Annotated in this window: 11 protein-coding genes; 3 read left to right on the forward strand and 8 right to left on the reverse strand. The window is 64.7% G+C overall.

All coding sequences use genetic code 11. From position 1 onward, the window contains the following. The first annotated feature begins 91 nt into the window (after positions 1-91). Positions 92-307, forward strand: a complete 216-nt coding sequence (locus AC5RU7_RS01750) for a helix-turn-helix domain-containing protein (RefSeq protein ID WP_009356834.1) — start codon at positions 92-94, stop codon at positions 305-307. 36 nt (positions 308-343) lie between these two features. On the opposite strand, the gene AC5RU7_RS01755 is transcribed toward AC5RU7_RS01750, so the two are convergent. Further along, on the reverse strand, positions 344-913 hold the full coding sequence (locus AC5RU7_RS01755; RefSeq protein ID WP_494050832.1) for a hypothetical protein: 570 nt from the start codon (positions 911-913) through the stop codon (positions 344-346). A 136-nt stretch (positions 914-1,049) separates the two neighbouring features. On the opposite strand from AC5RU7_RS01755, the gene AC5RU7_RS01760 reads away from it, so the two are divergent. Then, complete coding sequence (locus AC5RU7_RS01760; RefSeq protein WP_494050833.1) at positions 1,050-1,856, forward strand: LysM peptidoglycan-binding domain-containing protein; 807 nt, start codon at positions 1,050-1,052, stop codon at positions 1,854-1,856. A 230-nt stretch (positions 1,857-2,086) separates the two neighbouring features. After that, on the forward strand, positions 2,087-2,443 hold the full coding sequence (locus tag AC5RU7_RS01765; protein ID WP_494050834.1) for an Rv3235 family protein: 357 nt from the start codon (positions 2,087-2,089) through the stop codon (positions 2,441-2,443). A gap of 86 nt (positions 2,444-2,529) precedes the next feature. On the opposite strand, the gene secA is transcribed toward AC5RU7_RS01765, so the two are convergent. From secA to mtrA, 7 genes are all read right to left on the reverse strand, one after another. Continuing rightward, entirely contained in the window at positions 2,530-5,271 is a 2,742-nt protein-coding gene (gene secA, locus AC5RU7_RS01770; protein WP_494008737.1) for a preprotein translocase subunit SecA, read from the reverse strand. Positions 5,272-5,370: 99 nt separating this feature from the next. Then, complete coding sequence (locus AC5RU7_RS01775; RefSeq protein ID WP_494050835.1) at positions 5,371-6,576, reverse strand: winged helix-turn-helix domain-containing protein; 1,206 nt, start codon at positions 6,574-6,576, stop codon at positions 5,371-5,373. 27 nt (positions 6,577-6,603) lie between these two features. Continuing rightward, positions 6,604-7,329, reverse strand: a complete 726-nt coding sequence (gene hpf, locus AC5RU7_RS01780) for a ribosome hibernation-promoting factor, HPF/YfiA family (RefSeq protein ID WP_494050836.1) — start codon at positions 7,327-7,329, stop codon at positions 6,604-6,606. 173 nt (positions 7,330-7,502) lie between these two features. Next, the gene (locus tag AC5RU7_RS01785; protein WP_494050837.1) at positions 7,503-8,393 is read right to left on the reverse strand and encodes a ComF family protein; all 891 of its coding nucleotides are present in this window, start codon (positions 8,391-8,393) and stop codon (positions 7,503-7,505) included. A 101-nt stretch (positions 8,394-8,494) separates the two neighbouring features. Next, complete coding sequence (locus AC5RU7_RS01790; protein ID WP_494051341.1) at positions 8,495-10,207, reverse strand: LpqB family beta-propeller domain-containing protein; 1,713 nt, start codon at positions 10,205-10,207, stop codon at positions 8,495-8,497. Beyond that, the gene (gene mtrB / locus AC5RU7_RS01795) at positions 10,207-12,000 is read right to left on the reverse strand and encodes an MtrAB system histidine kinase MtrB (protein WP_494051342.1); all 1,794 of its coding nucleotides are present in this window, start codon (positions 11,998-12,000) and stop codon (positions 10,207-10,209) included. Before mtrB ends, AC5RU7_RS01790 begins: the two co-directional genes overlap by 1 nt. Positions 12,001-12,124: 124 nt before the next feature. Continuing rightward, entirely contained in the window at positions 12,125-12,799 is a 675-nt protein-coding gene (gene mtrA, locus AC5RU7_RS01800; RefSeq protein ID WP_009356825.1) for an MtrAB system response regulator MtrA, read from the reverse strand. Between the last annotated feature and the right edge of the window lie 342 nt (positions 12,800-13,141).

Here is a 13,141-nt window from a genome sequence, read left to right on the forward strand (position 1 = left end):
CCTGGGCTGCCAAACGAAAGTGATTGGTGTAAACAATGCCAATCTGTGGATAACGAACGCAAGATCCTTCAGGCAATGGCAAAATGGAGGCATGCCCAGGTTCCTGACGCTCGCGGATGTCGCCGAGCAGCTCCAGATCAATTCGCCTGCCGCGTACGCACTCGTGCGAAGCGGAGAACTGAAGGCTATCCAGGTGGGCGGGCGCGGCCAGTGGCGCGTGGAAGAGAAAATGCTCGAGCAGTACATCGAGGAGCGCTACGCCGAGGCCAGCCGCATGATCCAGGAGTCCAAGTCCCGGTCCGTCTAACCAGGCACGCGCCCCGGAGACCTTCCGGCCGTGCGGTCACATGTCCCGCACAAGGGGCGACCTGATAGCTGCCAATGCCGCGAACGGAACGGTCGAAACCCCCGTGACGTGAGGGCTTCGCCGCGGCTCCCCCGGAACCACTGCCGCGAGGTCGAGGTAATCCCTGCCCACCCTGTCGATGACCCCTTCGAGGCGGACGGTGCCGGCGCCGGATCCCAAGGTAACGGTAAGAACCGCCCGGTCCTTGGCGAGGGCACGCAGAGAGTGCGCGAGACCCAACGCCCGGCGCACCTGAGACGGCTCGGAACGCGAGAACCTGCCCAGGCCCGCGTACCGGGCCACCGCGGCGTAGGGAACCAGGATCTGGTGAGGATCGTCATGCAGGACCAGGGCGTCCGCACCCGCATGGCTCAGTGTGCCGTGCAGCGTTTCCCCGCCGGACAGATGCACACCTACGAGGCAACCGAGCGCCGCGCGCAACCGGTCGGCCAGCCCCAAGTCCACCTCCTCGACCCTGGCGCGTTCGTTGACTTCGGCGTCGAGCGAGAGCCTGTCTGAGTCCGCCAACTGGCTTTCCATGTCATTGAAGAGTGCATCCCAGCGCATCCGGCCAGAGTAGGGCCGCATCCCCCGCGGGTCAACAAAAAACTTCCGCCCTCCAACGTCTGGACAAACACAAAGATCCGGGAGCAAACTGAACCAGTCACATCAAACTGCATCAAAGTGCATCAAAGGGGTAAAGATGGCACGACCCGACTCCACCCTCGGCGCCGACGCAACGATGGCCGCCGGCCTGCTGCTCCTGGGCGTGCTGCTTTCAGTCATCGGCGCGGGGCTCCTCGACCAATGGCAGGAATCCATTGCCCGGAACCACGAATTCACCGTGGACCAGATTCTGGGGGCGGCCGCAACAGCCTCCGGTGCCATCCTGCTCCTTTGGTGCCTGCTTTCTCTCGCCAGTGCGGCAGCCAGTTTGATTCTTGAGAAACGTGGCAGGATGCGTGCCGCCGCAGCGGCAGGCAGCATGGCACCGGCGTTCATGCGGCGGCTGGTCATTGCCACAGTGTCGTTCCAACTCTTGTCCGGGGCTGCAGCCAATGCGGCAGCACCGGGACCGGAATGGGCACCCACCAGCCAGGGACAGGAGCGAACCTCGACTGACACCGGGGACAACGCTTTGGCCCGGGAACAAGCCGCAGGAACCCCGGCTTCACCGGCTTCTGAGGCCCCCTCCAGCGACACTCCCCCATCAACATTTGAGCCCGGGTGGCAGCCGCGGGAACCTGTCGTCGAACCCGGGCCGCTGGCCGCGTCCCCCGTCCGGGATGATTTCTCCTCACCGGCAACGGGCTGGCCTGCCGGGGCCGTGACCGTCCTTGCCGGCGACAGCCTGTGGGGCATTGTGGCGAACCATCTGGGCCACGGGGCGTCGGACGTGGACGTAGCCCTCGAGTGGCCGCGCTGGTACGAGGCCAACAGGGAGCTCATTGGCCAGAACCCGGATGTCCTCCTCCCGGGTCAGGTTCTGCTTCCGCCGGCACCTGCCTAACCAGCCGCCACCCGGCAGGAACTTGACCCGCCGGGCACCGACGGCACGAATTCATCAAACGAAACCACTACAAAGGGGAATCCATGTCTGCAGTCACGCCAATCCGTGCCGCCCAGGGACCAACAGCCAGCAATCCTGGAACAGGACGGGCGCCGGGGACAGCGGGAGTTCCGCTGGACCAGCGCCGCACCAGAACTCCCCGGCCGCCAAATGCACCAGAGCTTCGGGCGGTGGACGAAACAGCAGAGGTGCGGGCCATCACCCGCGGTACCGTCCAGGCCGCGATGGAAGTACTGGCCGGGATACGGCCTATCCACCAACTGGCCCGCCGGCTGGATCCGCGTTGCCTGGGGAATCTGCAGCACCGCGCTTCCCTCATCAGGCGGGAGATAAACCGCACCGGAAACCCGGCGCTGGCCCGGCTTCACCGAAATTCCATCGTCCGCTCGGTCCGCGTCTGCGAAGTCGCCGAAGGTGTTTTTGAAGCAAGCGCGGTGGTGGTGGACGATGTCCGTGCCCGCGCCGTCGCCGTCCGACTGGAGCGCAGCAAGCAGGTGTGGAGGGTGACCGAACTTGTCATCGGCTGATATGCAGAAAGGAGGCAGGTCCGGAACTTGCGGACCTGCCTCCTTAAGTGCCTACCGGCCGGGGCACCCGATCAACAAGCGCTGGGTCAGCGGCGCTTCTTCTTGCCCGTCGACCGCCGGGCCGCATCCTGCGCCGCTGCCTTGGCGGGATTTCCGGAACGTCCGGACGATCGCGTCTCCACCCGGGTCTGGGTTCCGCCGGTTTCGCTCGGTGCCGTGTATTGCAGCTGAGCAGGCTTTTCAGGCGCTTCCAGGCCAGCCGCCTTCACCTGTGGCTCAACATGTTCAGTGTGGCCGCCGGCGGCATCCGGAACCACGACGTCCTGTGCAGGCGTGACTTCCACTTCCAGGTTGAACAGGAACCCAACACTTTCTTCGCGGATAGCCTCCATCATGCTCTGGAAAAGGACAAACCCTTCACGCTGGTACTCGACGAGCGGGTCGCGCTGGGCCATGGCGCGCAGGCCAATGCCTTCCTTGAGGTAATCCATCTCGTAGAGGTGTTCCTGCCACTTCCGCCCGATGACGGACAGGACCACACGGCGTTCCAGCTCCCGCATGCTCTCGGAGCCGATGGCTTCCTCCCGTGCCTGGTAGACCAGGCGGGCGTCGGACAGCAGCTCTTCCTTCAGGAATTCAACCGTCAGGCGCGACTTGCCGCCTGCCTCATCAATGATGTCCTCGGCCGTGACGGTCACTGGGTAGAGCGTCTTCAGGTTGGTCCAGAGCTGCTGGAAGTCCCAGTCGTCGCCGTTCCCTTCCGCCGTAGCGTCGTCGATCAGTGCCGTGATGGTGTCCTCAACGAAAAACTGCACCTTCTCGTGCAGGTCGTCGCCTTCCAGAATTCGGCGGCGGTCGCTGTAGATGGCCTCGCGCTGGCGGTTCAGGACGTCGTCGTACTTCAGCACGTTCTTGCGCTGCTCGGCGTTGCGGCCTTCCACCTGTCCCTGCGCAGAGGCAATGGCCCGCGAGACAAGCTTGGATTCCAGCGCGACGTCGTCCGGTACCGAGCTGTTCATGAGGCGTTCAGCAGCACCAGAGTTGAAAAGCCGCATCAGGTCATCGGTCAGGGACAGGTAGAAGCGGGACTCGCCCGGGTCCCCCTGGCGGCCGGACCGGCCGCGGAGCTGGTTGTCGATCCGGCGGGATTCGTGCCGCTCCGTGCCCAGGACGTAGAGACCGCCGAGGTTCAGCACTTCCTCATGTTCGTCCTTCACCGACTGCTTGGCTGCTTCCAGGGCTGCCGGCCAGGCGGATTCGTACTCCTCCGAATTTTCCTCCGGGTCCAATCCGCGCTTTGCAAGTTCGGCAACCGCGGTGAACTCTGCATTGCCGCCCAGCATGATGTCCGTACCACGGCCGGCCATGTTGGTAGCCACGGTGACGGCTCCCTTGCGGCCGGCCTGGGCGACGATGGCAGCCTCACGGGCATGGTTCTTCGCGTTCAGGACCTCGTGCCGGATGCCTTCTTTGGCAAGGAGCCGGGACAGGTATTCGCTCTTTTCAACGCTGGTGGTGCCCACCAGGACGGGCTGGCCCTTTTCGTGGCGTTCGGCGATGTCACGCACCACGGCGTCGAACTTGACGGTCTCGTTCTTGAAGACCAGGTCCGGCTGATCGATGCGCTGCATATCCCGGTTGGTGGGAATGGGCACAACGCCGAGCTTGTAGGTGCTCATGAACTCGGCAGCCTCGGTTTCCGCGGTACCGGTCATGCCGGAAAGCTTGCCGTACATGCGGAAATAGTTCTGCAGGGTCACCGTGGCCAGCGTCTGGTTTTCGGCCTTGATCTCGACGCCTTCCTTGGCCTCGATCGCCTGGTGCATGCCCTCGTTGTAGCGGCGCCCGGCCAGGATGCGGCCCGTGTGCTCATCAACAATCAGGACCTCGCCGTCGAGGATGACGTAGTCCTTGTCCCGCTTGAACAGTTCCTTCGCCTTGATGGCGTTGTTGAGGAACCCGATCAGCGGAGTGTTCGCCGATTCGTACAGGTTGGAGATGCCGAGGTAGTCCTCGACTTTCTCGATGCCGCTCTCCAGCACACCGACGGTCCGCTTTTTCTCATCGACCTCGTAGTCCTTCTCTGGCTGCAGCCGGAGAACAACCTTTGCAAACTCGCTGTACCACCGGTTGGTGTCGCCCTGGGCGGGGCCCGAGATGATCAGTGGCGTACGTGCCTCGTCAATCAGGATTGAGTCCACCTCGTCCACGATGGCGAAGTGGTGCCCGCGCTGGACCAGTTCGTTCCGGTCCCAGGCCATGTTGTCGCGCAGGTAGTCGAACCCGAACTCGTTGTTGGTGCCGTACGTGATGTCGGCTGCATACTGCTGGCGCCGCAGGGCAGGATCCTGGTTGGACAGGATGCACCCGCTGGTCAGGCCCAGGAACCGGTAGACGCGGCCCATCAGGTCGGACTGGTATTCGGCCAGGTAGTCGTTCACAGTCACCACGTGCACACCCTTGCCGGTGAGGGCATTCAGGTAGGCAGGAGCGGTTGCCACCAGGGTCTTGCCTTCACCGGTCTTCATTTCGGCGATGTTGCCAAGGTGCAGGGCGGCGCCACCCATCAGCTGGACGTCGAAGTGCCGCATGCCCAGGGTCCGGGACGCGGCTTCCCTTACCGCGGCGAAGGCCTCCGGAAGCAGGTCGTCCAGTTTCCCGCCGTCCTGGTGCCGTTCGCGGAGACGGTCCGTTTCCTCGCGAAGTTCAGCGTCGGTGAAGGTCTTGAACGAGTCTTCGAGTGCATTGATGGAGTCGGCATAGTTCCGCAGTTGCCGCAGGGTTTTTTTGTCACCCGTGCGGAGTAGTTTTTCGATAAGTGATGCCACGTGAAAATGCTCCCAGTCTCATGCCGCCGAATTCTGGCGTTTTTAGTCTACGGGAGAGACCACCGGCAGACGCCGGTTTCCCTCAGAGCTGATACTCACCTATCCGAGTGCCACGGCTTTGGCGAGGCCCGGCGCCAGGTCGCCCGTAGGCTGCACCTCCACCTCACTCAGCCCCAGCCACTGAGCCATGAGGGCCAGTTCCGCGGCGAGTTCGACGCCGGTGTCCGCCGGTGCTTCCGGCTCGGCAAAGGCGGATCTCACAAGCAGCTTCCCGCCGGCTCGGTCGGCTTTCAGGTCCACGCGGGCGACGATCCTGTCGCGGAGGAGAAACGGAAGGACGTAGTAGCCAAAGCGCCTTTTATGTTCGGGAGTATAGATTTCGATCCTGTAGTGGAACCCGAACAGTTCCTCGAGCCGGCGGCGCTCAAAGACCAGCGAGTCGAACGGGCTGAGCAGGGCGCGCCCCACGGCCCGGCGTGGCAGCACGGCGTCCACGTGCCGGTAGATGTCACGTTTCCAGCCGGTTACCGTTACGGGTTCAAGCCTGCCCAGCCGCACCAGATGCTCAACGGACTGGGCGGTTGCCTTGACGGGCGTGCGGAAGTAGTCGGCAAAGCAGCGGATGCTTCCGATGCCGTGGGCCTGGGCTGCGGCCTCCGTCAGCCGGTGCAGTGCCGCCGCCGGATCCGCGTCGCCGTTCCGGTCGGCGTGTGGCAGCACTCGTTCAGCCAGCGTGTACCTGCGCTCGAACTGTTCTGTCCGGGAGGCCGCGGAGACCAGCCCCTCCTCAAACAAATGCTCCAGCACCCGCTTGACCGCGTTCCAGTTCCAGCCCCAGTTCGCTTCCTGTTTTTCCTCGACGTGGCCAATCCTGGCGGTCAGTTCCGAAGCCGTCAGGGGGCGGCTGCTGGCAAGGGTTTCGAGTATTTTGGCCGTGATGGCGGCGCGCTGGCCGGGATCCATCCGCCCTGCACCCACCCAGGCGCGCCGTTGCCAGAGCCGGAGGTCCTGGTAGTGCTCGGGCCGGATATAGCTTGCCTCGTGGGCCCAGTACTCCACCATGCGGCGTGGGTGGGTGCCGGACATCCGCTGCAGGATGGTGCGGTCGTAATTGCCAAGCCTTGAGAAAAAGGGGAGGAAATGGCTGCGTGAAAGGACATTGACGGAGTCGATCTGTACCAGCTGTATTTGGGCAAAGGTCCGGCCCACCGTCCGTGAAGTTACGGGGCCGGCGGGCCGTCCTTTGTGAAGTCCCTGCGCTGCCAAGGCGATCCGCCGTGCCTGGTCCAGGCTCAGCGGTGGCACGTCAGTCCTCTGGCGGCTATGGCCACCTTAAGCGTTGGCTGCAGATTCATCCGAGCGGTAGGCAAGGATCTTTTCCTCGATTACCGTGTCCCCGGGCTCGCATTCGTGGTCAAGCGTGATGACCCCGTAGGTCCAGCCGCGGCGCCGGTAGACCACCGACGGCGTGTTGGTTGCCTTGTCCACGAAGAGGTAGAAATCGTGGCCCACAAGCTCCATGTTGTCCACGGCGTCATCCAGCGAAAGGGATGCGGCCGGAAAGACCTTGCGGCGGATCAGCACGGGGGAATCCCCGGCCGGGATGTCGTTGTCCACGTCATAGGGGGACTTGTCAACAGGCGTTGCCGTGGCTTCGTTCCGGTGGCTTGCCTCGACATAAAGCGGTTCGTGGGTACTGGCAGGCTCGAGTGTGGCGGTCGCTTCCCGGACGGCCTTCGGAGTGTGCCGCCCGTGGTGGACCTTCTTGCGGTCCTTGGCGCGGCGGAGACGCTCAAGCAGTTTGTTGTATGCAAGATCGAACGCTGCGAACTTGTCGGCGGCACTGGCTTCGGCACGGATCACAGGCCCACGGCCCAATACTGTCACCTCAACGGTCAGCTGGTCGCCGGTCTGCCGGGCATTCGTCTCCTTGGAGACTTTGGCATCGACGCGCTGGACTTTGTCTCCAAGCGACTCGATCTTTGAGATCTTCTCCCCGGCGTATTCGCGGAACCGGTCTGAAACTGTCAGATTTCGTCCGCTGATCATAAACTCCATGGTGCCCTCCAAATGACTTCGGTGACACGACGGCGGCACTTCGCTGGGCCGAGCTGTTTGACAGTCAAGCCCCTCTCCGAGCCGCCATCGACAGGTACATTCTGTTCTTGGTACCCACCACCGACGTTAGTTCATAGCCATCCGTTATTCATCCTTTCCCGGTTTATTTTTTTCTAAGTCATGGTTGCTTCCGCGGCCCCGGAGGCATCCGTGCCGGCGCCAGCAGCGTCGGGCGGGCGTGTCGCGGCCAGGACCACCGCACCGGTGACTAAGGCCCCCGCCTGGTGCAAAGCCCGGGCCGCTTCGGCAAGGGTGGCGCCGGTGGTAAGGACGTCGTCGACGATGATGCAGCGTCGTCCGGCAATCCGTACCCCATCCCGGCGCCGGACCTTCATTGAGCCGCGAACACGCTTGGCCCGGGCTCCCCGGCCGAGCCCCTTTTGCCCTCCGGCCCCCTGGACGCCCGCCTTGCCGGCCTTGCCGAGGACGTCCGCCACCGTGACTCCCGGCATCAGCCGCGCCACCTGTGCCAAGAGCAGGTGGACGGGGCTGAAACCCCTGCTCATGAAGGCCGTGGAACTGGTGGGAACGGGGACAAGACAGGCTGCCTGCCCCTCCCCCGCCGCGGCCAGGACACCGCGGGCAAGGGCTCTGCCAAGGCTGCTCCTGAGCTGATGCTGGCCATGCCGTTTGAACGACAGGAGCGCCTGCGCAAGTTCCTCCCGGTACACGCCGGAGGCTACGACCGGCAGCAGCACCCTCCCGCCAATGTCCATCAGCGCCGGCGCTCCGGTCTCCGCACGGAACGGATCCCTGGTCAGGCGCCTGATTTGCCGGTCGCAGGCGGCGCAGAGCGCGTGGTCTTCAGCGCCGCAGCACACGCAATCCACCGGAACGGCCAATGCCAGCAGCTCAGCGGCCGCGCCGGACAGCTGCTCCGCCAGGCGCAGCAACCGGCTGCTGTGCTCCGACCGGTGCCGGGCGGATCGGGGTGGCAGGGGAAAGAGATCGGGATCGGTCCGGGGGCGGCGGCCGGGGGGAGGCAGGAAAACTGGACTGGTCATGGCTCCACGTTCCAGGCCGCGGGCGTTGAAGGACAGTCCTCCGTCATGGCATGTGGACAGTGCTGGGGGAGCATGCGGCAGTTCCGCCGCAGCTCCTGTGGTTAACCGGGGAAGGACGGATCGATAGGTCCCTTGATCTGCGGTGACCAGCCGTTGCCCAGCCGCTGGAAGATGCCCTCGGCCGACTGCCCGTAGACCTCTTCGGCGCCATTTCCCGCGCTGAGGGCCACAAGCCCGGGCCACGGCGCCAGTTGCTGCGGCTGGCCGGACGTGAGGGACAGCAGTTCCGGCGTGACGTTGGACGCCGCCGCCCCCTTCATCACCGCCACCGTTGTGTCACTGACCCACGCCCCCTGGTCAGGGTTGCTCTCGGTGGCCAAGGTGACAGGTGCCGTCAATTCACGAGGGGTTCCGTCACCGCCACGGATGATGCCGGCCACCTGTACCCGCGTCCTGCCGTTCTGTTCCGATATGACCAGGGCCCGTACCCCCTCCCGCGAGATCCGGAGTTCCTTGACGGTCCGGCCGGCGAGCCATGCGGGGGCAAGGGTGACCGAAGGGACGGACGCCCCCTCGGCCACCCCGCCCGGGCGGTAGGCAACTACTTCCGTGGCGCCGTTCGCTCCCGGCCCTGCAGTCCACACCCAGTCGTTGAGGTCAAAGGAGGGGCGGCTCAGCGTGCTCCGGGTGGTAAGGGACCGTGCGGGCTGTCCAGGGTTGATGCCGTAGAGGGTGGTCCTGCCGTCGTTGAGGAACGCTGCCGTCTGCGATACCGGGGATTCCGCCGGGAACCGGGGATTCAGTGCCGAGACCGGCTGCATGTCCGGCAGCGGGGAAACCCTGTTGTTCTCGTACCTCACCAGTTCGTTGCCGCTGATGGCGATCTGGCGTGACGGCACGCTCTTGTCCTGCACCGGCGGCAGCACGGATCCGTCGTCCTCCACCCGCACCAGGTCCTGGTTCGCCCGCAGCTCCACATTGACCACATCGGGCTGGCTGCGGAACGTCAATGTCAGCTGCATCTGCATGCGCAGGCGGTCCTCCGGGGAGGTCTCCATCAGTTCCTTCGCCGTCAGGTCAACCTGCGCTGCCCCGGACACCACCGGGACGGATTCACGGGCCAGCTTGATGCCGGAGGGGAAAGCGCTGGCCACCACGCCCCGCAGGTACGGTGCAGGCCCGGCAAGCAGGGCGCTGGTCATCGCCTTCACGGTCTTATTCCTGATGAACCACCGCACGTCCGGGACCGCAAAGGTGAAGGTGGGATCGTAGAAGTAGATGGGATAGGCGCCGTAGATCACCTTGAAGGTCTCTTCGGCGATGGCTGTACCGTCTGGAATTGCGGAGATGCGCCACTCACCGTCCACCTGGGTGACGGTCACGGGGATCTTCTCCACTGTTCCTTCCGGCGATTGCGTGGCGATCCCGTCCGCATCGATCGTGTAGGCGACGTCGAGCTCGTAGTTGTAGACGTTTTCGGTGTCTGTTGCCACCACCCGGGCGTCCCTGTAGACGAGGGCACGCTGGTCCGGCTTCCAGGACACGGAGGAAGCCTGGGTCAGATATTGGCGGGCGACGGCGTAGTCGTCCTCATACCCGCTTCCGGCCCGGTAGAAGTAGTCGATGATGGTCTCGGGCGAGGCGCCCGGCTGCGGTGCTGCCGGAAGGAACACGGGTGCGCTGAGGTTGCCCGCGCTGCCTTCGCTGCTCTTTCCCACTGGTCCGGAGGTGGGGATGCGCGCGCAGCCGGCCAGCACGAACGCAAGGGCGAGCAGGAAGGCGGCCACCTTCACCAGGAGCAGGCGACAGGGCATCATGGAGTTTCTTTCGACGTCGGCACCGGGGCCAGGCGCGCAGCGCCGGTTTCAAGGACCAGCATGTTGCGGTTGTCCATTTCCCTGGGAATGTTGCGCGGTTCACCGGGAGCCAGGACGTCGTCGGGTTCGAGCTGGACAGGCGACGTATCGATGTCTTCCCCCTGGTGGAGCGGCAGGGTGAGCCGGAAGTTGGCGCCGGAACCTTTCCTGCCCCAGGCTTGCAGCCAGCCGTTGTGCAGTTTGGTGTCCTCCATGGCGATGGACAGGCCCAGTCCGCTGCCGCCCGTGGTGCGGGCCCGGGCAGGGTCCGCACGCCAGAACCGGTCAAAGACCCGGGCGGCCTCCGAAGGCTCCATGCCTATGCCGCGGTCACGGACAGCAATTCCGACGGCGGCCTGGTTGGCTGCCACGGTGACGGTGACGGGTTTCCCCTCACCGTGTTCAACTGCGTTGAGGATCAGGTTCCGCAGGATCCTGTCGATGCGCCGGGCGTCCATGTCCACGACGATGGGCTCGGCGGGGGCACTGAGGACGATCTCTGAACCGTATTCAGCCGCCACCGGCGCCGCGCCTTCGATGACGTGCGCAACAACCTGCAGGATGTCCTCCGGCTCAGCATCCAGGACGGCCACCCCGGCGTCGAAGCGGGAAATCTCCAGCAGGTCGGACAGCAGTGACTGGAAGCGTTCCACCTGGTTGTAGAGCAGTTCCGCCGACCGCTTGTTGATGGGGTCGAAATCATCGCGGGCGTCATACAGGACCTCAGCTGCCATGCGCACGGTGGTCAGCGGAGTCCGGAGCTCGTGCGAGACGTCGGACACGAAACGCTGCTGCATCTGGGACAGGGTGGCCAGCTGGGTGATCTGTTCCTGGAGGCTGGCAGCCATGTGGTTAAAGGACGCACCAAGGCGCGCCACCTCGTCCTCGCCGCGGACCACCATGCGTTCCTGCAACTGCCCGGCGGCAAGTTTCTCGGAAACCATGGCGGCGTGGCTGACCGGGCTGACCACGTTGCGGGTCACGTACCAGGCCACTGCGCCGATCAACAGCACCAGCACTGCGCCGCCCGCCCAGAGCACGCGCTGGATTTCATCCAGGGTCTGCTGGGCGGTATTCAGGTCGTAGATCAGGTACAGCTCGTAAACGGTCCCGTTGAACGTCACCTTGTTGCCAACGGCGATGCCCGGCCTGTCCTCGGTGCCCACGGGAATGACAGTGGATGCCCAATACTGGTCCTTCCCGGATTCCTGGACCGCCTTCCGCAGTTCAGGGGGGATAACACTCACCGTCAACTGGTCCGAAGCGCGGGACTCAACCCACCGGTTCCTGGGCTTGGTCTGCTCAGGCATCGCTTCGAACACGTAGCGGCGCTGGATGACGGAGCCCCTGCCTTCCACGGCGTTCAGGGTGTCATAGACCAGGGTTATGACGCTGGACTGGTCGGTGACCTGGGCGCCGTCGAACGTGTCCTGGACCTGCTTGACGTTGTAACGGGTCTCCGACTCCGCCTGCGTCAGGCGCTCCTGGAACAGATTGTTGGCGATCTGGTGGGAGAGGTACGCCCCGACCGCTGCGAAGGACGTGACGGCCAGGAGCAGAGTAGTAAGGACAGTGCGGAACTGCAGGGAGCGGCGCCACCGCCGCTGTAGGGCGCGACCGAGGTGGCGCAGTGCCGGAAGCAAGCGGCGGAAGCCTGTACCGACGAGGCGTGCAACGCGAAGACTGACAATCAGGGCCCGGCGCTGCCAGATGCGCCCTCGAAAGGCCAGTTCCCGGAATCCGGGGGTCAGGGAGTCCGAATGTTCGGGGGCCGGCTGCAGCCCGCCTGCCCCCTGAACAGTTGGGGGGCCTCCGGTTGAGGGGGGTTCCGGCGGCGGTACGCCGGCTTTCCGTCCCTCCCCGGAAGCAGCGGGGTCAGGCCCCTGCTTTGTAGCCGACACCACGCACCGTCATTACAACTTCGGGAGCCTCAGGATCCCGCTCAATCTTGGACCGCAGGCGCTGTACATGGACGTTCACCAGGCGCGTGTCCGCAGCGTGGCGGTAGCCCCAGACCTGCTCGAGCAGCAGCTCGCGGGTGAACACCTGCCACGGTTTGCGTGCCAGTGCCACCAGGAGGTCAAATTCGAGCGGCGTGAGCGAGATCCGTTCGTTGCCCCGGCTGACGGTGTGCCCCGCGACGTCGATGGTGATATCGGCAATCCGGAGGGTTTCCGGTGCTTTCTGGTCGCCCGGGCGGAGGCGTGCCCTGACACGCGCCACCAGCTCGGCGGGCTTGAACGGCTTGGGCACGTAGTCGTCGGCTCCTGATTCCAGGCCGCGGACGACGTCAGAGGTGTCCGACTTGGCGGTCAGCATGACGATGGGCACGTCCGATTCGGCACGGATCTGCCGGCACACCTCGATGCCGTCCACACCGGGAAGCATGAGGTCCAGCAGTACAAGGTCCGGCCTGGATGACCGGAAAACGTCCAGCGCCTGGGCGCCGTCGGCGCAGAAGACCGGCTCAAAGCCGTCATTGCGAAGTACAATTCCAATCATTTCGGCCAGCGCTTCATCATCATCAACCACCAGAATGCGTGCCTTCATAGTTATATATTCCCTTATCAGGCAGCCTTTGTCCTGTTCAGCAGCCTCCGGCATGGCGGAACGCTAGGACGGCCGACGCCGGAACTATAGGCTGGGGGCATGCCGGACCTTCCCGGCGCCCTTCCGCGCAGTGCGCCGGGCGCTGCGGGCAGCTGACGGCCTGGTACGGGGGAAGGAATAGGGTGGCACCACAAGATTCAGGCCCGCAGTGGCCCTCTGATTCGCCGTGGCCGGGGCGGCAACCTTGGCCCGGGCAGCAGCCAGGTTCGCAGTGGCCAGGTCAACAGCAGCCTCCCGGGCAACAGCCCTGGGGACCGCCCGGCTGGCAGCAGCCCGCCGGCC

Source organism: Arthrobacter sp. K410C (genome assembly GCF_059090105.1).